Annotated in this window: 5 protein-coding genes; 1 reads left to right on the top strand and 4 read right to left on the bottom strand. The window is 64.1% G+C overall.

The features are described 5' to 3' along the window. Window positions 1-28 precede the first annotated feature (28 nt). Both NFI08_RS19325 and NFI08_RS19320 read right to left on the bottom strand, forming a co-directional pair. Entirely contained in the window at window positions 29-1,345 is a 1,317-nt protein-coding gene (locus tag NFI08_RS19325) for an HlyD family type I secretion periplasmic adaptor subunit (protein ID WP_108132754.1), read from the bottom strand. Beyond that, complete coding sequence (locus NFI08_RS19320) at window positions 1,342-3,114, bottom strand: type I secretion system permease/ATPase (protein ID WP_108447747.1); 1,773 nt, start codon at window positions 3,112-3,114, stop codon at window positions 1,342-1,344. Before NFI08_RS19320 ends, NFI08_RS19325 begins: the two co-directional genes overlap by 4 nt. Window positions 3,115-3,874: 760 nt before the next feature. Between NFI08_RS19320 and NFI08_RS19315 the strand changes: the two genes are divergently transcribed. Next, complete coding sequence (locus NFI08_RS19315; RefSeq protein WP_349591277.1) at window positions 3,875-18,640, top strand: carbohydrate-binding protein; 14,766 nt, start codon at window positions 3,875-3,877, stop codon at window positions 18,638-18,640. A gap of 483 nt (window positions 18,641-19,123) precedes the next feature. Here the strand turns inward: NFI08_RS19315 and NFI08_RS19310 are convergent, their stop codons facing one another. Next, window positions 19,124-20,494, bottom strand: a complete 1,371-nt coding sequence (locus NFI08_RS19310) for an HlyD family type I secretion periplasmic adaptor subunit (RefSeq protein ID WP_349591276.1) — start codon at window positions 20,492-20,494, stop codon at window positions 19,124-19,126. After that, on the bottom strand, window positions 20,491-22,269 hold the full coding sequence (locus NFI08_RS19305; protein WP_349591275.1) for a type I secretion system permease/ATPase: 1,779 nt from the start codon (window positions 22,267-22,269) through the stop codon (window positions 20,491-20,493). The genes NFI08_RS19310 and NFI08_RS19305 overlap by 4 nt, the downstream gene beginning before the upstream one ends. Between the last annotated feature and the right edge of the window lie 430 nt (window positions 22,270-22,699).

Raw genomic sequence — 22,699 nt, 5'->3', positions numbered from 1 at the left:
GTGTCGCGTGAAAAGGCGGTCTCACTAGTTACTCTTCCCGCATCGCTCGGGCCAGCATGTCCACGATCGGTTTCGCCACATAGCTGGCGAAGCTTCTTTCGCTGGTGCGGATCATCACCTCTGCCGGCATGCCGGCCATCAGCCGCATATTCTCGGTCATGTCCTTCTCGCCGAGTTCGGTGACCTGGATGCGTACCTTGTAGTAGCGCTGGCGCGTCGCCTCGTCCTCGAAACTGTTGGCGCTGACGTGGACGACCTCACCGTCGATGACGTTGGACAGCCGCTGGTTGAAGGCGCTGAAGCGGATTTCCGCCGGTTGGCCAAGGTACAGATGGTCGACGTCGTGGTTGGCCACCTTGGCCTCGACGATAAAGCCGTCGCCCATGGGCACCAGGTCCATCAGCGGGTCGCCGCCGCGCACCACCGCGCCCAGGGTATGCACCTTGAGCCCGACCACGGTGCCCGCTACCGGGGCGGTGATCTGGGTGCGCTTCAAGGTATCGTTCAGCGCCACCAGGCGTTCTTCAGCGTCCGCCACCTCGGCCTGCACCTGGCGCAGCGCCTCGCCGACCTGCTGCTGGAACTCCTGCAGGCGAATCTGCTTGTTCAGGGTGTTCTCGCTGATCTGGGCCCTGAGCCTGGCCACCTCGGAGACGTGACGAGCGTTGTCGCTCTGGTACTCCAGGCTCTCGCGCTCCATCTCGCGCATGCGCTGGCTGCTGATCAAGCCATCACGAAACAGCTTGCGGTGGTTGGCGACATCGCCGTTGAGGGAGTCGATTCGTCGCTGGGTGATGACCTGGGTCTCCTCGAGGCCGGTGATCTGCTCCTCGAGCTGGAGGATCTGCTGGTCGAGCGCCGCCAGGGTGCCCTCCAGCGAGTCGCGGCGTACCTCGAACAGCCGTCGTTGAACCTCCAGCACCGCCTGTACCCGGGCGTTGTCCGAATCGATCAGGGCCTGGGGGAAGACCAGCGTTTCGGCGCCGGACTGTTCGGCCAGCAGGCGTACTTCGCTGGCGCGGGCGATCAGGTACTCGGTCTCGACGATACGACTCTGGGCCATCGCCTGGGTGTCATCCAGGGTGATCAGCGGTGCGCCGGCCTCGACCTGGCTGCCATCCTCGACGTGGATCTGCTCGACGATGCCACCCTCGAGATGCTGCACCGTCTTGGTGAAGCTCTCTACCGACACCGAGCCTGGAGCCACCACCGAGACCGCCAGGCTGGCCATCACCGACCAGCTGCCGAAGCCGCCGAAGGCGACCAGCAGGATGATCAGGCCCATGCGCCGATAGCGAGTGTCCTGCAGCGGCAGGTCGTCCTGGGAAGGGGAGGGGCTGTTCATGATGAGGTCTCCTCACCGCCGCTGCGGCGGTTGACGGGGGAGCGCCCCCGGGCGCTGGGGTGCAGGGTGGTGACGCCGGGCGAGCGCCGTCCAGCGGTGGCCACGGCGGCCGCCGGCGTGTTGCGGCGGGGCGGCGTCAGCGAGGCGATCTGGCCGTCCTTGAGTACCAGGATACGATCGACGTTGCTCAGCAGGCGTTGGCGATGGGTGATCACCAGCGCGGTGGTGCCCTGCTGGCGCAGCTGGAGCAGGCACTCGGCCAGGGCGGCCTCACCGGCATCGTCCAGATTGGCGTCGGGTTCATCCAGCACGATCAGCGCGGGGTCGCCGTAGAGCGCTCGGGCCAGGCCGATACGCTGGCGCTGACCGGCAGACAGCGCGGTGCCGCCGTGATCCAGATAGGTGTCATAGCCTTCGGGCAGCTTCAGCACCAGTTCATGCACGCCGGCACGGCGGGCGGCACGTACGACCTGCTCGGGGTCGACCTCCTGGAAGCGGGCGATGTTCTCGGCCACGCTGCCGTCGAACAGCTCGATGTCCTGGGGCAGATAGCCGAGGTAGGGGCCCAGCGCAGTGCGATCCCACTTGTTGATATCGGCGCCATCCAGGCGCACACAGCCAAGCTGAGCCGGCCATAGCCCGAGCACCACCCGGGCAAGGCTCGACTTGCCCGAGGCGCTGGGGCCGACCACGGCCAGGTGTTCGCCCTTGGCAAGCTTGAGGTCGATGTTGGTCAGGGTCGGCAGGCGCACGCCGGGAGGCGCGGCGCTGACACCTTCCAGGCTGAGCTGACCCCGGGGCCGGGGCAGCGGCATGGTCGGCGGATCGGCGGGCACCTCGTCGAGCAACGCCTCGAGTCGTCCCTTGGCCGTGCGTGCCCCGGAAAAGCCCTTCCAGCCGTTGATCATCTGGTCGATGGGGGCGAGGGCGCGGCCCATCAGGATCGAACCGGCGATCATCATGCCAGGGGTCAGCTCGCCCCTGAGCACCAGAAAGGCACCGATGCCCAGGATCAGCGACTGGAACATCAGCCGCAGCACCTTGGAGGTATTGGTCAGCAGGCCCGAACGATCGCTGGCCTGGGATTGCAGCACCAGGTATTCACGATGGCGCGCCGCCCAGCGGCCCTGGATCCCGGGCAGCATGCCCATGGCGTGCAGCACCTCGGCGTTGCGCAGGTTGCTGTTGGCCAGGTCCTGGGACTGCACGTGGCGACCGTTGGCCTCGGTCAGCAGTTGCTTGGTCATACGCTCGTTGATGACCGCGATGGTGGCCAGGATCACGCCGGCGCCCAGGGCAAACAGCCCAAACCACGGATGAAAGAGTGCCAGCACCCCGATGTAGACCGGTACCCAGGGCGCATCGAAGAAGGCAAACAGGCCGTTGCCGGAGAGGAACTGACGCAGGCTGGTCAGGTCGTTGAGCGGTTGGGCGGAGGGCTTGCCGGGACTCGACAGGGTGCGCTTGAACATGGCGCTGTAGAGCCGGGGACTGATCAGCGCATCGAGGCGATTGCCGACCCGGACCAGGATGCGTGAGCGCATCAGCTCGAGCCCACCCATCACCAGAAACAGGAACACCACCACCAGAGTCAGCATCCACAGGGTTTCCTGGCTGCGGGTGGTCAGCACCCGGTCATACACCTGCAGCATATAGAGTGGCGGCACCAGCATCAGCAGGTTGATGAACAGGCTGAACAGGGCCACATAGCCAAAGCTGCGCCGGCAGAAGGCCAGCACCTTGCGCAGATCGTTGTGTTCCGCAGACATCTTCCCTCTCCCCCTGGACGTTACGTCATTTTTCTTGTTTGGCGAACATTACGCCGTTTTTTTAGAAAATCGGTTGGGCCATTTGCCTATAGATGGTCAATGTCGTGGGTCAATGAGGACGACGAATGACTAAAGATGTTATGCGGATTTTTCTACCTTGCAACTACTTTGCAGGGGCTTTTGCCTAGTTATTCTTTGGATTTTATTCCCCAGTTATCTGCGGGCTGTATCTCTGATTTTTTAATAGTGAAAATCTGAATATATATCCGATGTTGGCATAATAAAAGTCTCATGTTGGAGTGTTGTTACGCTGGACTTCAAGGTGCCTTGTTTTTGGTTTTGGAGTGGTTGGTATACTGCATGCAGATAGGTTAGAAATTTAATAAAACAATAAAAAACAACAAGATATAGCACCGTTGATGAGGGTTTTTCTACCGTTTATTTCGCATGGTTAGCGCTGTCAAAAAAATCTTGATGTACCTCCGTCGGGTTATAGAATCAGAGAGAGCCATCTCTTTCTGGCTGCTGGTTCGTTTGTTGTCTCAGCGGAAGTTGGGGATTCGTCTGGGCGGACTGTAAAGCGGCGAGAGAGATCTTCGAAGAAAGTCGATGGGTTCTTGTTGGTAGTTGGTGGCAATCACTATCCAAAATAATCGTCAGGGGGCAGGCCATGTTTTCCATGTCATTTGTGAGCCGTGGGCAAAAGTCATTTCAAAAGCGTCTGGCAGATAAGGCGGAATTTCGGACAAAAGATTTCGAGATGCATGATCTGGTGGTCGCACCGCATCCTGGCCAATGGCGGGACGCGGTCGAAGCCGTGCGGATGACCTGGAAGGATGCCGCCGGCGCACAAAGCGTCTTCGAGCGTTTCGAACGGCCCTTTGTGTTTGACCATCTTCCGACGCCGCAACCGGGCAAGCTGGCCATGGTGATCGATGCCCTCGATGGGCAAGGGCAGGCTCTGGGCGGACTTCGTGCCGCCTTCGATGTGCTTATCGAGGACGCCGAGGCTGCCAGTGACGAAGAAGTCGCAGGCCCGAGTGGCCAGGTGGAAGCGGGGCAGGACGGTGAAGGTCTGGAAGCATCGGAACAAGCGTCTGGTGATCAGGGTATCCCGGCAGATGCAGCGCCGGCGTCGGCACCAGGCGCGCCTGCTGCGTCCGATAGCACAGCGCCTTTGGCAACCCCAGCATCAAGCTCGGCAGCAACCCCTGCAGCGCTTTCTACCACCCCAGCCGCGGCGCTTTCTACCACCCCAGCCGCGGCGCTCTCTACCACCCCAGCCGCGGCGCTTTCAGCCACCCCCTCAATAGTGGCCGCGGCCGCGCCAATCGGCTTTTCGCTGCGTATCCAGGCCGAGGACGATGACGCCAGCGACGGCGCTTCGGCCAGTATTGCCGGCGATACCGGAATCGCCGTGGTCAGTGATCCGGCTAACCCTGACGCCGCCGACGCCGAGGGCAACGCCTACGTGGACTACGGCAACGGCGTGGCCGGTGGCGAGAGCCTGACCTTCACCTTCGAGGCGCCGGAGGCCGGTGAATACGACCTGGTGCTGCGCTACGCCATGGGCGACGGCAACCGTCCACTGCGACTGGACGTCAATGGCGAGCTGTTCGACCGCATGTTCGACCTGCCCGCCACCGGCGATGATTTCACCAACTTCGAGCTGACCCAGCCGGTACGGGTGACCCTGGCCCAGGGCACCAACACCATTACGCTGACCTCCAACGGGGCCAGCGGGCCTAACATCGACTATCTGGAAATCACCGCCCCGGACCCCGATCGCTACGTGGTGCAAGGCGAGGACATGCTGCTGTCGCCCGCCGAGGACGTGAACGACAGCGGCACCAACCGGGTGGCGACGCTCGACAGCATCGCTGACTTCACCAACAACAACGAGACCTTCCGCGTCGGCGCCGAAGGTGCCGGCTACCTGGATTGGGCGTTTGGTAATGCCAATGCCAGCGCTGACTTTACCCTGGACGTGGCCACCGCCGGCACCTACACCGTAAGCGTCACCTACGCGACCTCCGACCCCCGTCCGCTGGACCTGATACTGGTGGACGGCGCGACCACCACCACCCTGGGCACCTTTGCCTTCGCGACAACCACGGCGCCGGACTACTACCCCGACGATGTCGAGTCCGATCTCGACGCTGCCAACCGGCCCAATCAGAGCAGCCAGTGGGAAGGCTGGACCGTCGAGACCCTGGAGGTAGACCTGGCTGCCGGTTCCAATACCCTGCGTCTGGGCGGCGGCTATACCAATGGCCCCAATATCGACAAGATCGAGCTGGCCCTGGTCAGCGCTGCGGTCACCAATCCAGTGATCGACCCGCTGGTGGTGCAGGCCGAGGACGCCGAGCTCGGCGTCGACAACGGTGCCGCCACCCTGGTGCGCGACGCCGAGAACCCCGAGAGCGGCGGCTTTGTCGGGCTACGCCCGGACTACTCTGGCACCGGCTATGTGGACTTCGGCAGCGAACCCGGTGACAGCCTGACATTTACCGTCAACGTGTCCGAGGCGGGTGACTACGACCTGAACTTCCGCTACGCCAGCAACGGGGCGCGCCCGCTGGATCTGTCGATCAACGGGGGAGACGCCTCGACCCAGGCCTTTGCCAGCACAGACCCCAACGCCGGCAATGTCGATCCCGAGGGATTCGATGTCTGGGGTTACCAGACCCTGACGGCGAGTCTGCAGGCCGGCGACAACACCATCACCCTGGCGATCCCGGCTGGCCGCAACAATGGACCCAACGTCGATCGTCTCGAGGTCACCACGGCGGGTACCGGTCCGGTCGGCGATGTCGAGGGCGACGAAGGTGACGACCTGTCGTTCAGCTCCGCTTCCGCCCTGATCAATGCCGACGCCGCTGCCTCGGCGGGTTTCAACGTGACGGGGCTGGATGATGACATCGTCTTCGTCGGCGTCAGCTTCGATGGCGGCGTCAACGTCGAGGAGGTCACCCCGGACGCCAACGGTGACTTCAGCCTCGACCTGTCCGGCCAGGCCGATGGGCCGCTGGCGGCCAGCCTGATCGCGATGGATGCCTTCGGCAACCGTGCGACTCGCGAGCTTTCGTTGACGCTGGATACCACCGCCGACGAGGGTGCTGACCTGGCGCTCAGCGGCCCGGTCGATCCGGTAACCGCGGATGACAGCGACGCTGTCACCTTCAACCTGGCGGGGCTGGACACCGACGCCGACGTCGTCGAGGTAAGCTTCGACGGCGGCACCACCCGCACCCCGGTCGGGGTCGATGGCGGCAGCTTCCAGCTGGACCTGTCCGGCCAGGGCGCCGGCACCCTGGACGTCACCCTTTACGTCACCGACGCCGCCGGCAACGAAGCCAGCACCAGCACCCAGGTCACCCTGGAAGCCGACGATGCCCCGCTGACGGTGGACTTCTCGGCGGGGGCGATCTCGTCCTACGGCGGCAACCAGGACAACCCGTCCCAGGGCACCGGCGCGGCGGTGGAAGACGCCGGCGCGACGCTCGCCCTGACCGACAACGTGTGGAAGCGGGTGGCCCTGGGCGAAAGCTACCAGATCACCGCCGACACCCGCCTGACGCTCGAACTCAGCGCCTCTGACACCCCGGTGTCGGAAATCATCGCGATCGGCTTTGACCTCGACGACAACCCCTTCAACGGTGGCAACAGCGCCTACCAGCTGGCCGGCACCCAGAGCCAGGGTGGTTTTGTCGACCTGCGTGGACAGGGCGTCGATGACGACGGTGATGGCGTCGTCAGCTTTACCATCGATCTGTCGGCCCACGCGGGCACCACCATCGATTCGCTGGTGTTCGTCAACGACGACGACCTGGGCGCCAAGGGCAGCGCGCGCTTCTCCAACGTGACCCTGAGCGAGGCCACCACCGGCGACGTCAATCAGGCGCCGCAGGTGGTCGGTGGTGGCGTCGCCGACCTTGCCCTCGATGAAGGTTCCACCCTCGAGGTCGACCTGGCCTTCGAGGACCCCGACGGCGACGACCTGAGCTACCGCTTTGAGGTGGCCGACGCCGATGGTGCGCCTGTCGACGCCGCTGGTCTTGCCATCGACGGCAGCGTGCTGAGCGGCAGCTTGGACGGGCTGGAACCCGGTGATTATACCGTTACCTTGTTTGCCGATGACGGTCAGATCGAGACCTCCGACAGCTTTGTGCTGACCATCGACAACGTCAACGACGCTCCGGTGGCGGAACCGGCGGCGCTGGAGCCGTTCTTCGGTGAAGTCGGCGAGGCCTTCGGCCAGGTGGCGATCGCCGACTTCGCGCCGCTGTTCTCCGACCCCGATGGTGACGACCTGACCCTGACGGTCGAAGACTTGCCGGCAGGACTCGAGGTGGTCAATGGCGTGATCCAGGGCACGCCCTCCCAGGGCGGCAATTTCAGTGTGACCCTGCGCGCCACCGATCCCGGCGGTCTGTCCGCGACCCAGGTGCTGGAGTTCCAGATCGAGGGCACCGATATCGGTGACGTCGTGACCATCGAGGCCGAGGCCTTTACCGACCTGGACGCCGACAACGTCATCGCCACCGGCAACGCCAGCGCCTCGGGCAATGAGCTGATCCGCGTGACCAGCAACGCGCCCGCCACCGTGGGCACCGAGCTTGCGGCCGCAGGCGTCGAGCCGGGCTGGTATCGCGTTACCCTGTACGTCTTCGACGAGACCGACGGTGAGGGTGAACTGACCCTGTCCATCGACGGCAATGCCCTCGAGGCGCGCAATCTGTCGAGCGACAGCCTGACCTCCGACGTCGTATTGAGCGACGACTTCGGCACCCTGGTGGGTAGTGGTGGCCGGGGCAACGCCGGTCAGAGCGGCAACCGCAAGGAGATCGTGTTCGAGACGCCGGTGGAGATTACCGCCGATTCGCTGCTGTCGCTGGAGCTTAGAGGCGAGGGCGGCGAGCTGATGCGCATCGACTCGCTGGACCTCCTGCGCATCGAGGAGCCGGTCAACAACGCCCCGACGATTGACGGCCTCGACGACAGCGTCAGTGTCGATGAAAACACCAGTGCCGTGGCGACCCTGACACTGGACGACCTGGACGGTGACGCCCTGACGGTGACCCTCGAGGGCGCCGATGCCGCGCTGTTCAGCTTCGACGCCAATACCGGCGTACTGAGCTTCGTCAATGCCCCGGACGCCGAGCTCGCCGCAGACGCCAACGAAGACGGCGTCTATGAGCTGACGGTCATCGTCAGCGACGGCGAAGACAGCGTGTCCCAGGCGACCCTGGTCACGGTCAACGACGTCAACGAGAGTCTCTCGATCGGTGCAACCGCACTTGCCATCGACGAGAACCTGACCGAGATCGGGTCCATCGCGGTGCTCGATGAGGACGGTCAGCCGGCCACCCTGACGGCGCCGGTGTTTGCCATCACCGGTGGTGTCGACGCGCCGCTGTTCACCATCAACGCTGATACCGGAGCGCTGGCCTTTACCTCGGCGCGTGACTTCGAGCTGGCGGCGGACGCCAACGAAGACAACGTCTATGAGGTCGAGGTCAGCGTCAGCGACGGTGATCTTTCCACCACCGAGCTGGTGTCGGTCACCGTCAACGACGTCGACGAGGCGCCTTTCTCGCCCTTGAGCCTGCAGGCCGAGGACGGTGTGGTCGAGAGCTTCGATACCGACCCCAACAACACCGACACCCAGGTTCGCGACCCGGACAACCCCGAGGCGAACCAGCCCACCGGACTGCGTCCGGGCTTCAGTGGCACCGGCTATCTGGACTTCGGTGACACCCCGGGAGACAACGTCAGCTGGCAGATCGACGTGGCCCAGGCCGGCCAGTACGACATCAGTGTGCGCTACGCCACCAATACCGATCGTCCGCTGGACCTGGTGATCAACGGCGGTGATCCGCTCGCCCTGGCCATGGTCAGCACCGATCCGGACGGCACCGGCCCCGAGGAAGGCTTCGACCACTGGCAGTTCGAGACCGTCACCGTGACCCTGGAGGCGGGCAGCAACACCATCGCCCTGGCGATCCCGGCAGGTGCCAATACCGGTCCCAACATCGATCGCATCGAGGTGACCGAGGGCGGCAGCGGCCCGATTGCGGAGGACGTCAGCGCTGACGAGGACGGCGATCTCGCCATCGTCGCCGACGACGATACCCTCGACGCCAACCAGCTGGCGGCGGCGGTGTTCAATGTCTCGGGCGTCGATGACGACGTTACCACCGTCGAGGTGTCCTTCGACGGTGGCGCGACCCGCACCGAGGTGACGCCGGATGCCTCGGGCAACATTACCCTGGACCTGAGCGGCCAGCTCGACGACCAGAGCGGTGATCTCACCGTCTCGCTGTTTGTCACCGACGCCGCCGGCAACGAGGCCAGCGCCACCGAAGTGGTCAGCTTCGAGGACGACGACGTGGTGGTGGCGCCGATCACCCTGCAGGGAGAGGACGCCGACATCGTCGACGTGGGCGGTACCGCCCAGGGCGAGGTCACCCGGCCGGTGGATGCGGACAATCCCGACGACTTCGGCAATCATCGCCCCGGCGCGGTGGGTGACGCCTACCTGGACTTCGGCTCCAACCCCGGCGACCAGATCACCTTCAACGTCAACGCGGTGGAGGCCGGCAGCTACACCGCCACCGTGCGTTATGCCAATGGAGGTGATGCCCCGCGGCCGCTGGATCTGACCGTCAACGGCGATGATCAGGGCCAGCTCGGCTTCCCCAACGCCACCGGCGCGGACGCCTGGAACGAGTGGCAGACCCTGGAAGTCGAGGTAGAGCTGGTCGAGGGCGCCAACACCTTCACCCTGACCATGCCCGCGGGCGCCACCGGCGGTCCCAACATCGACCAGGTGGTGTTCGACTTCAACGAGGCCGACGTCGGCACCCCGGCGTTCAACTTCGCCATCGAGGGTGAGGCGCTGACCATCGTCGACGCCGACGGCGACACCCAGGTGCGCGACGCCGACAATCCGGAAACCAACACCGCAGCCGGCCCCGACGGTCTATGGAATGGCTTCTCCGGTAGCGGTTACCTGGACATGGGCGCCGACGCCGGTGACGCCGCCGAGTTTCAGGTGAGCGTCGATGAGGCCGGCACCTACACCCTGGAGGTGCGTTATACCAACGCCGGCACCAACGGCGCCGACCGTCCCATGGATATCCTGGTCGACGGCCAGAGCCAGGGCAGCCTGGCCTTTGCCTCCACCGGAACCGACGCGGCCGGCTGGGAGAACTGGACCACCACCACCATCGAGGTGGAGCTTGAGGCCGGCGACAACACCATTCGTCTGGCCAATATCGGCAACGCTGGCCCCAACATCGACAGCCTGACGGTGAGTCGTGACGGGGTGGCACCGGATCGTCCGGTGGAGCCGGGCGATCGCTTCTCGGTCAAGATCAACTTCCAGCCCGAGGGCACCGCGGTGCCGGATGGCTACATCGCCGACAACGGCAAGGCCTTTGGCACCCAGTCGGTCACCGTCGACGGCCAGACCTACCAGTACGGCTGGGTCACCGAGGAGTCGATCTACGATGGCGATCCCGGCACCGAGCCACTGGACATCAGTTCGCTGACCAGCGTTGCGGTCAATGATCGCACCGATGACATCGCCGGCCTCGACCCGCGTCAGGGAACCTACGCCCACTTCGACCAGCCGGGACCCAACTATGTGCGGGCCGGCTGGGAGATCGAGCTGGAAGACGGCTTCTACGAGGTCACCATCTCCATCGGTGATACCAGTGGGCCCTACGACAGCAACAACGTGCTCAACGCCGAGGGCGAGCTGTTCAACGACCCCTTCACCCCGTTCCGCCCGGATGACTTCCCGGCCGACACCAACCCGTCCAACGACACCGACGGCGTGCGCTCTGACCTGGTCACCCGCATCGTCCAGGTCACCGACGGTCGTCTGACCCTGGATTCGATGGGGCTCAACAACGAGAACACCGAGATCCAGTACATCGAGATTCAGGCCCTGCCGGACCTGACCCCTGGGGACGATCGCGATGCCGCCGAAGACTACGCCTTCTTCACCGACGCCCGGGCGATCGCCGGGGTCGGCCAGAACGAGGTGGAGGTGGATCTCGATCCGGATGACGGTGCCATTCCCACCGGGGTCGATCCGACCTCCGACATCTTTGTCGGCATCTCGGTGGTGGACGGACGTGGTGGAGCCCTGCTCGAAAGCCTGGGCGACGGCTCGATCCGGTTGTTCGAGACCGTCACCGGTCAGGAAGTCAGCTTCAACGCCAACACCACCGGCGGCTTCGATTCGCTGACCATCTCGCCGAGCCAGACCCTCAAGCCGTTCACCAGCTACACCCTGGTGATCGACGGCTTCCAGGACCGTGGCCCCAACGACGATGCGAGCGCGCCGACCCGCGAGTTCCAGAAGTACACCAACACCTTCGTCACCGGCGCCGAGCCGGAGGTGGTCGCGCGCGACGTGGCCTTCAACGACGTGGTGGAACTCAACGGCGCCGCCGACGGTGCCTTCGGCTTCACCTCGCTGGAGATGAGCCCGGATGGCGCCTACATGTACATCGCCACCATCAGCGGTGAACTGTTGCGCTACGACGTCGACCCGATCGACGGTTCGCTGTCCAATCGCCAGGATCTGAGTCTGCCCAACGACTATTTCGACCAGCCGGGACAGAGTCAGCAGCGCGGCATCATCGGTCTGGTGGTGGACCCCACCGATCCCAATGTGCTGTGGATCACCGACAACTATCCGATCCCGCTGACCGGACGTGACAACGGTGTGCCGGACTTCAGCGGACGGATCACCAAGATCACCCTGGACGATGGACCCGGCTTCTCCGGTACCGCCGAGGCCTATATCACCGGCTTGCCGCGCTCCAACGGCGACCACGTGACCAACAGCCTCGAGTTCCGCGAGAACCCGGACTACGACCCGGACACCAACCCGGACGTGCCGAGCCATCTGCTGTATCTGATCCAGGGCTCGAACACCGCCATGGGCGAGCCGGACAGCGCCTGGGGCAACCGTCCCGAGCGTCTTCTGAACGCCGCAGTGCTGGAGATCGATCCGACCCGTGACGTGTCCAATGGGCCCTTCGACGTCAGCACCGAACCGCTGCCCGACGATGGCCTGAACCGGCGCTTCGATGACCCCGACGGTCATCCCAAGGATGATCCCATCCCCATGGGCAACGGCGAGTTCTTGGTGTTCGACGATCGCGGCGTAGCCACGGTCCAGGACGCCAGTGGCAACGTGCTGGAGACCTACTACGATCCCTACGCCCCCGACGCGGTGTTGACGATCTTCGCCACCGGGGCGCGTAACGCCTACGACCTGGTGTGGCACTCCAACGGCTTCCTCTACGTGCCGACCAACGGCTCGGCGGCCGGTGGCAACGTGCCGGATGATCCCTCCACGCCGGAGAACGAGCGCTACACCAATGTCGAGAATCAGGATGACTACCTGTTCCGTATCGAGGAGGGCGGCTACTACGGCCATCCGAACCCGCTGCGTGACGAGTACATTCTGAATGGCGGCAATCCCACCGGTGCCAACGACCCCAACCAGGTCGACAAGTACCCGACGGGCACCATTCCCGAGGGCACCTACGACATCGCCGGGGTCTATTCGCTGGGCGAGAACCGCTCGCCCAACGGGGCGGTGGAATACACCAGCGGCGTGTTCGGCGGCAACCTCCAGGGCAACGTGCTGTTCACCGAGTACTCCGGCGGTGACGACGTGCGCTCCATCACCCTGGACGCCAACGGCAACGTCATCGGCGACGATGTGCTGCGTGATCCCGACGGCAACGTCATCACCTACGTCGACCCGCTGGACATCATCGAGAACCCGGCTACCGGCCAGCTCTACCTGCTGACCCTCAACCGCGGCAACGGCCAGAGCCAGATCATTCGCCTCGACCCGGCCCCGGGTGGCACCACCGGTCCCGTCGATCCGGATCCCGATCCCGTCGATGATCTGGTCATGGTGCTGGCCATCCAGGCCGAGGACATGACCCCGGATGACGGCACCTCGGTGGTCGTGGCCTCCGGTGCTGGCGCCGAGATCGAGATCCGCGACATCAACAATCCCGAGCCGAACCAGGCAGATCTGCCCAACGGCCTGCGACCCGGCGCCTTCGGGGTCGATGGCAATGACGTCGACGATGACGGTGTGCCCGGCGGTTACGCCGACTTCGGTAGCACCAATGAGGACTTCATCACCTTCAGCTTCGAGCTGGACCCCGATCAGGCCGGCGACTCGGTGCTCAGGGTGCGCTACGCCAACGGCGGCAATGCCGATCGTCCTCTGGAGGTGTTCGTCAACAACGTCTCGGTGGGCGTCGTATCCTTCCCGCCGCCCCAGGACCCGTCGCTTGATGACGCAGACTCGCGCTGGGCCGAGTGGCTGACGGTGGATATCGATGCCGATCTGGCAGCCGGTCTCAACACGGTGCGCTTCCAGGCCACCGACAACACCGGGCCCAACATCGACCAGCTGGCGATCCTCCAGGAAGAGGATGCAACGCCAGGCTTCACCCTCTACGAGGCCGAGGACGCCGCGCTCGGCGGGGCGGTAGTCGTCCCCGAGAGCCAGGACGACCGCAACGCCTCCGGTGATGGCTTCGTCGACTTTGCCGGTGCCGGGGACCAGACCATCACCTGGACGGTGAACGTGGACGAGGCGGGCAGCTACGAGATCGGCTTCCGCTACGCGCTGGCCGCGAGCAAGGCCGACCGTCCGCTGGGCCTGACCATCAACGGCAATGACCTGGGTCAGCTCAATTTCGTCGGCCAGAGCAACGACGACGAGACCGACTGGTTCTTCCAGGACGTGCTGGTCAACCTGGAAGCCGGCAGCAACACCATCGTGCTGACCGCGCCGAATGCCGTGGGCCCCAACATCGACCTGCTGCGGGTGCCGGACGACAGTGGTGACATCTTCATCCCGGTCTACGCCGATGTCTCCGATGGTGGCCGCATCGAGCTCGAGGATGGCAACAGTGCGCGTACCGTCAATGAGCTGACCGCCGACTTCTACTTCACGGTGGACAGCGACGGTCTCTATCGTCTGGACCTGGCGGCCAACGCCGGTGCCGATGACGGTGGCTCGCTGGCGCTGACCCTCAATGGGCAGACCATCGATAGCCTGGCCTATCCCGGGGTGGGTGACGACGGCGAGCAGGGCATCTACGTCGAGCTTCAGGCCGGCGTCGAGTACAACCTGCGCGCGGTATCCAGCGCCGATGGTGCCGATGACCTCGACTACCTCGACGTGTCGCCGCTGACCGGTAACGACAACGCCGATATCGAGGTGCAGAGCGGCGATGCTGCCTACTTCGCCAACCGCCTGCACTTCAGCTACCTGGAGAACAACAGCGCCTCGAACGATGATCGCGAGTTCAAGGACAGCGCCACGGTGACGATCTCCAATAGCGGCAGCGAGCCGCTGGAGATTCTCGAGTCCGATATCGACGGGCCCTTCGTGCTGGCCGATCCGGGTGCGTTCGACGGCCTGACCCTCGCTGCCGGTGAGTCGCTCACGGTCACGGTGCTGTTCGACCGGGACGCCTATACGGCGCCGACCACCGACGCCGGGGATGGTGTCTTCGAGGGTCGCATTCGACTGGTGACCAATGACCAGGACTCGCCGGTGGCCGAGATCCACATGGCCGGCTTCTGGCAGGCTCGTGACGAGGGTGGCTGGGAACCCAACGTCAACGAGGTCTGGGAGGTGTTCGGCTTCGGCAACCAGATCGATGGTCTGGCGACCACCGGTGGCGGCCAGAACTCGGTGCTCAACGACTTCGACCTGTATCGGCCGGTCAACGACGACGAGGTGCTGTCGCGCTACTGGTCGCTGGCCGACGGCGTAAGCGAGGCCAAGATCACCCAGATCGCCGCCTACCACGGTGGTGGCGGGGCGACGCTGGGTATCCATGCGCCGGGCAACAAGAACCAGGACATCATCTTTACCAACCACCAGGGAGACAACAACCAGACGCTGTTGCCGCTGGTCAACAACGGTGACTTTGCCACCGCGACGTTCAGCCGGGATACCATCCCCGATGGCTGGGCCGGCGAAGAGGTCTTCGGCATCGAGATGGCCGGCCTGTCCACCGATCCGTCGCTCAACCCCCAGGGTGGAGGCACGCCGCCGGCGGACGCCGACGGCATCGAGCGGGGCTACACGGTGCGCATGTTCCGGGCGCTGGACGCCGACGGCAACGTGATCCCCAATACCTACCTGGGGATCATGGACTACACCGGCATCAACTATGACTACAACGACAACATGTTCGTGATCGAAGGGGTCAAGCCGGTGTCCGGTGGCTCGCTGACCGTGACCAACAACGACGGCGTGCCTTCCGACGAGCGCCTGGTGATGTCGCGCATCGAGAACCCGGTCAATGATGCCCAGGAGGTCCACGACGAGGTCACCATCACCCTGTCCAACGACGGCTTCGATGCCCTGACCATCGACGACGTCGAGGTCAGCGATACCTCGCTGTTCGAGCTGACCGAGGCGTTCAGTGCGGTGACCCTGGCGCCGGGCGAGTCGGTGGAGGTGACGGTGCGCTTTATCGCCGATGACCCCAACGACGGTTCGCTCTACGAGGCCAGCCTGATCATCAGCTCAAGCGACGCCGACGAGGCCGAGAAGGTGATCGAACTGGCCGGCATCAGCCAGAACCAGTCCGAGAGCGGCCAGGAGCCGACGGTGCAGGAGATCGTCAACGCCTTCGGCTACTCCACCGACGTGGCCCAGGGACAGATGAACCAGGGCGGCCTGGTGGAGGCCAACGGCGACGAGGTTCTGGCGCCGTACTTCCAGCGCGCCGACGGGGCCTCGCCGATCACCATCACCCAGCTGGCGGCCTACCATGGCCAGGGTGACATCGCCCGGCTGTTCATCCACGACGTCGACAGCCGCGACATCGACGAGATCATCGCCCATGACGAGGCCGACGGTCAGACCCTGTTGCCGCGTACCCTGAATGACGGCGACAACCTGGCGGTGGCGACCCTGGATCGTGACGATCCCTTCGGCTTCTATGCCGAGATCTCCGATCGTCCGGGATACATCTCCTGGTCCGATCCCGATGCCAACCTCTACGAGGACACCATCGATGCCATCGGTATCCCGGGGGCCAACCTCAACTGGGACGAGAACGACGGTCACCTGATCCGGGTGTACGTGGCCAAGGACGCCGACGGCAACGTGATCCCGAACACCTATATCGTCATCCAGGACTACGCGGGGGTGAACTACGACTACAACGACAATATCTTCCTTGTCGAGAACGTCACCACCTATGATCCGACCGGCGCCGAGGACGCCGACGGCAATGGCCGCGTGGACCTCTACGACGACGATGATGGCGACGGTACCCCGAACTTCCTCGACGATCCGACGCCGGTGGAGCAGACCGCCTTCAACGACGACCAGAGCGCTTGGGCCGTCGGAGCAGACGGCCTGACCCTGGAGGCGAGGTTCTTCGACAACGGGGGTCAGGGAGTGGCCTACAACGACACCACCGACGCGCACCAGGGCGATGGCTTCCGCTCCGACGAGGCGGTGGACATCTCCAACGGTAGCCTGGCCATCGGCTATGTGGCCGACGGCGAGTGGCTGGAGTACACCCTGAACGTGGAGACGGCAGGCACCTATACGCTGAACTTCTCCACCTCGGCGGTCTCAGGTGGCAAGTCGATCACCGCGGCCTTCGAGCAGGATGGCAACTTCTACACCGATGCCCAGACGCAGGCCTTGCCCAACACCGGCAGCTTCACCAGCTTCACCGAGGTGGGTCCCCTGACCTTCGATCTGGAAGAGGGTGAGCAGGTGCTCAGGCTGACGTTCAACGGCGGTCAGCTCGATCTGGCATCGTTCAGCCTGGATCTGGTGGAGCCGGTGGACGACGGTCAGGACCCGTTCAACGACACCCAGACCCCGTGGCTGGTGGACGCCGACGGTCTGACCCTGGAGGCGCGGTTGTTCGATAGCGGCGGTCAGGGGGTGTCGTACAACGACTCCACCGCGGCGCATCAGGGCAATGGCTTCCGCTCGGACGAGGCGGTGGACATCTCCACGCCGTCACTGGCCATCGGCTACATCACCGAAGGCGAGTGGGTCGAGTACACCATCAACGTGGCCGAAGACGGGCTCTATGATCTTGGTTTCCTGACCTCGATGGACACCAATTTCCCCGGGCCGCGCACCATCACCGCAAGCTTTGCCAAGGGCGGCGACAGCCCCTACGTGAGCGCCTCGCCGGTGGCGGTGAACGACACCGGTAGCTGGAGCAACTTCGTGCCGACCGAGACCACCCAGGTGGCGCTGGAGGCGGGCGAACAGGTGGTACGCCTGACCTTCAACGGCGGCTCCATGGATCTGGCGAGCTTTACCCTGGCGCCGGTGGGAGCGGTGGACGATGGCCAGCAGGCATTCACCGACGATGGCCAGCCCTGGCAGGTGGGCAGCGAGTTCAGCCTCGATGCGGTGAACTATGACGAGGGCGGACAGGACGTCGCCTACAACGACACCAGCGAGGCGCAGCTCGGCAGCAACGTGCGCGGCGAGGGGGTGGATCTGTCCAACGGCGGCAGCGCCATCGGCTGGATCGAGGATGGCGAATGGGTGGAGTACACCCTGAACATCGAGCAGGCGGGGACCTACGACATGGCCTTCCTGGCCTCGCTGGGTACCACCGGCGGTGGGCAGCGCTCGATTACCGCCAGCTTCACCAAGGACGACGGCACGCCCTACGCCACCGCCACGCCGGTGGGGGTCGAGCCCACCGGTGGCTGGACCAACTATGTCGAGACCGAAAGCACCCAGGTGACGCTGGAGGCCGGTGAGCAGGTGCTGCGCCTGACCTTCAACGGCGGGTCCATGGACCTTGAGGGCTTCTCGCTGTCACGGGATGGCCAGCAGGCGTTCAACGCCGGTGGTACCCCCTGGCTGGTGGACGCCGATGATGGCCTTGCGCTGGATGCGGTGCAGTTCGACGAGGGCGAGCAGGGCGAGGCCTTCAACGAGCTGAGCTCGGCGCAGTTCGGTAGCGACTTCCGCGATACTCCAGTGGATATCGTCGGCCAGGGTGAGGCCGTGGGCTGGATCGAGGATGGCGAGTGGCTCGAGTACACCATCAATGTCGAGCAGGCCGGTAGCCATACCCTGTCCTTCGTTACTTCTGGCCCCAATGGCGGACGCAGTATCACCGCCTCGGTGGAGCAGAACGGCAGCGTCTACGAGCAGGGCAGCGTCGACACGCCGGTGACCAGTGACTGGGGCGTGTTCGTCGACACGGCGTCGATGACCCTGGATCTGGAGGCAGGCGTGCAGGTGCTGCGACTGACCTTCAACGGGGGTTCCCAGGACATCGCGTCCTTCGAGCTGACCCGTGATCCAGACGTGGCGGCGGCCAACGCGGCCAGCGCCAGTCTGCTGCTGGCGGACGATCCGCTCGCCAGCCAGGCCGACGATGGTATCGACAGCCAGCCGATGAGTGACGATGTCGGGCTCCAGGGCGTTCAGCAGGACGACGCCGGCTTCTGAGGCTGAGGCTTGGAGAACAAGCCAAGGCGGAACAGAAAAACGAGGGAGGAAGCCATGTCAGGCCCCGGCAACGGGGTCTGACGACAACAAAAATGGAGGAGGGAGGATGGCCGGGGGGCCATCCTCTGCTCCAGAAAGATGCAGCAGAGTCGCTGTCATGGTGTCCCGTGCCGGCAGGGAGCTGGCCCTGCGCGGACCGTCCCCCCCTGAACCTTGGTCCGCGCAGTTCTTTTTCTTGCCATCAACGAGCCGAGTGGTCCAACTCGGTCCTCGTTATCTTCTTCTGCTTGGCCCGCCAGCTTGTTCCTACTGCTTGATCCCTCTGTTTGATCCCTCTGCTTGATCCCTCTGGGGGGGGCGGAACTGGCAATTTGCGGGTGTGCATGGCGCCGTTGAATCAGTGGTTTGGTGTTTGCTGTTTCGTCATTCCTCGCGCATGGCCCGAGCGAGCATGTCGCCATTGAATCAGTGGTTTGGTGACTCTTATTCCTCGCGCATGGCCCGGGCAAGCATGTCGTTGATCGGTTTGGTGATATAGCTGGCGAAGCTTCTCTCCCCGGTGAGGATCATCACCTCTGCCGGCATGCCTGCGACAAGACGCATGTTGTCGGTCAGCTGCGATTTGCCCAGGTCGGTCACGCCGACACGGACCTTGTAGTAGCGCTGGCGGGTGGCTTCGTCCTCGAAGCTGTCGGCGCTGACGCGGATCACCTCGCCGTCGATAACATTGGACAGGCGCTGGTTGAAGGCGCTGAAGCGGATTTCCGCCGACTGGCCGGGGTAGAGGTGATCCACATCGTGGTTGGGGACGCGGGCCTCGATCACGAAACCGTCGCCGGCCGGGACCAGGTCCAGCAGCGGGTCGCCACCACGTACCACAGCGCCCAGGGTGTGCACCTGAAGGTCTACCACGGTACCCGCCACAGGGGCCGTGATTCGCGTGCGCGCGAGGGTGTCATTGAGGGCGACCAGGCGCTCTTCGGCGTCGGCGACCTCGGCCTGGACCTGACGTAGCGCCTCGCCCACCTGCTGTTGAAATTCCTGCAGGCGAATCTGCTTGTTCAGGGTGTTTTCACTGATCTGGGCGCGCAGTCGGGCGATCTCCGAGGCGTGTCCCGCGTTGTCACTCTGGTACTCCAGGCTCTCGCGTTCCAGCTCACGCAGACGCTGGCTGCTGATCATGCCGTCACGAAACAGCTTGCGGTGGTTGGCGACCTCACCCTCCAGCGAGTCGATGCGTTGCTGGGTGATCGAACGGGTTTGCCCCAGGCCGGTGATCTGCTCTTCCAGTTGAAGAATCTGCTGATCCAGGGCGGCCAGCGTATCGTCCAGCGATTGCCGGCGTACCTCGAACAGGCGCCGCTGCACGCCCAGCACCTCCTGAACCCGCGAATTGCTGGACGCGATCAGTTCCTGTGGAAAGATCAGGCTGTCGCTGTCGGCCTGTTCCGCCAGCAGTCTCACCTCACTGGCCCGAGTGATCAGGTACTCGGTCTCGGCGATGCGCTGTTGCGCCAGCGCCTGGGTGTCGTCCAGCACGATCAGTGGGTCGCCGGCTTCCACGTGATCGCCGTCCTCGACCAGCACGTCGGCGACGATGCCACCCTCCAGGTGCTGGATCGTCTTGGTGAAGCTTTCCACCGAGACCGAACCGGGGGCGACCACCGACACCGCCAGATGAGCGGTGACCGACCAGACACCGAAGCCACCGAAGGCCACCAGCAGGATGGCAAAGCCCCAGCGGCGATAGGGCCGAAGGTCCACCGGTACGCGATCCTCGGTACCAGCGGCGGCCGAGCTCGAGTCGATGGCGGGGGGCTTGAAGGAAGCCGAGGCAGAGGCTTGAGCGCTCATCGTGGAGTCCTCGAGCTGGGAGATGATGCAAGGTCGGACGGGGGGCGCGGGGAAGAAGATGTACCTGCACCGGCGACTTGCTTCACCACCCGCGCCGAGGGCACAGCGCCCTTGAGCCGAACCCCGCCGGCCGGGGAGGGAGGGGCCAGGGACGTCACTCTACCGTCGTCGAGGACCATCACCCGGTCGACCTGGGCCAGCAGGCGCTGTCGGTGGGTGATGACCAGTGTCGTGGTGGTGAGTCGGCGCAGGCGTACCAGGGTTTCCACCAGGGCCCGCTCACCGCTCTCGTCCAGGTTGGCGTCGGGTTCGTCCAGCACCACCAGCGATGGCTCGCCGTACAGGGCTCTGGCCAGGCCAATACGCTGACGCTGGCCGGCCGACAGCCCCGTGCCGCCGTGTCCGATGGTGGTGTCGTAGCCTTCGTCGAGCTTGAGGATCAACTCGTGGACGCCGGCCAGGCGGGCTGCCTTGAGCACAGCCTCGGCGTCGACCGGGCCGAAGCGGGCGATGTTTTCGGCAATGCTGCCGGCCAGCAGCTCCACGTCCTGGGGCAGATAGCCCAGGTGGGGCCCCAGGGCATTGCGTTCCCAGCGCTGGATATCGGCGCCATCGAGGCGCACGCAACCGTCGAGACTCGGCCAGATGCCCAGGGCTACCCGTGCCAGGGTCGATTTCCCCGAGGCGCTCGGGCCGACGATGGCGAGTTGTTCGCCGGCTTTCAGGTCGACGCTGATCGCGTTGAGTGTGGCGACAGTGGCCCCGGGCGGGCCGGCGCAGACTTGTTGAAGAGAAAGCTGGCCCGTCGGCGCGGGCAGCGGCATCGGCGGGGGTGGTGCTTCGCTGGCGATGAGTTGGCCCAGGCGTTCACGGGCGTTACGGGCGGCGATAAAGCTCTTCCAGCCATTGATCAGTTGATCGATGGGGGCCAGAGCTCGCCCCAGCAGGATCGAGCCAGCGATCATCATTCCTGGGGTCAACTCCGCCTTCAGCACCAGCCATGCCCCCAGGCCGAGGATCAGCGACTGGGACAGCAGCCTTAGTATCTTCGAAAGGTGGGTGAGTACACCTGAACGATCACTGGCCCGGGATTGCAGTGCGAGGGAGTCACGGTGTTGCGACTGCCAGCGTCGTTTTACGCTCTCCAGCATGCCCATGGCGTGGAGCACCTCGGCGTTGCGCAAGTTGGCGGCGGTTTCATCGCGGCTGGCGACCTGGTGGGCGCCAGCCTGCTTCAGTAGTCCCCGGGTGCAGGCCTCGTTGATCGCGGCCAGGGCCAGCAGGAGGATGCCGGCGGCCAGGGCAAAGAGCCCGTAGAGCGGATGAAACAAGGTCAGGACCCCCAGGTAGAGGGGGATCCATGGCGTGTCGAAGAAGGCCAGCAGGGCGGGGCCCGAGACGAACTGGCGCAGCGTGGTCAAGTCATCCAGCGCCTGGGTCGAGGTGGCACCCGGACGGCGCAGGGCCTGATCGTAGATGGCCTGATGGATCGCTGGCTGGAGTCGTTCGTCAAGGGCGTTGCCGATGCGCACCAGCAGTCTAGAGCGAACCCACTCGAGTCCGCCCATGACGGCGAACAGGAACACGACGACCAGCGTCAGCATGACAAGGGTCTCGACGCTGCGGCTGGTCAGCACCCGGTCGTAGACCTGCAGCATGTAGAGCGATGGCACCAGCATCAACAGATTGATGAACAGGCTGAACAGGCCGACGTCGAAGAGTCCGCGCCGGCAGTGAAGCATCGCCTCCCGAATGCTGTAGCGGGTGGGGGTCATGTAAAGGCATCTCGTGTTTTGGGTTTACGGCGAAGTGCTTGGTGGTAGGGACAGGCAGAAGAAAGAGTGACGTCAGGCGTCGTATCGCGTGGTGCCCGATAGGTGATGGGGTGCAGTATGGAGTTGGCAGGAAGAATGAGGCTAGTGAGAAGTTCGCTGAAACGACTTTTCAGTAGCTTACACAGATGGTTGTTTTGGCAAAAATAATGAAGAAATAAAAAGATTATTTTGGTGTTTTATCGTTGTTTTTTTGAAAATATTTATGCTGTTTTTGTCAGCGAAGATATTAGTGATACAAAAGGTATTTGTTTTTAAAAAGGAAAGAGTGTTTTCGTAAGATTAATATGCGCTTGAAAGGTTTTTGTCATTTTAGAAAAGCCTTGACCGAGTCGAGGTAGTTGGATCGAAAAATTTTCTTTTTATCTGATGT

Source organism: Halomonas sp. EF61 (assembly GCF_040147045.1).
GTDB lineage: Bacteria > Pseudomonadota > Gammaproteobacteria > Pseudomonadales > Halomonadaceae > Halomonas > Halomonas litopenaei.
This window is presented reverse-complemented; position numbering and strand designations above follow the sequence as displayed.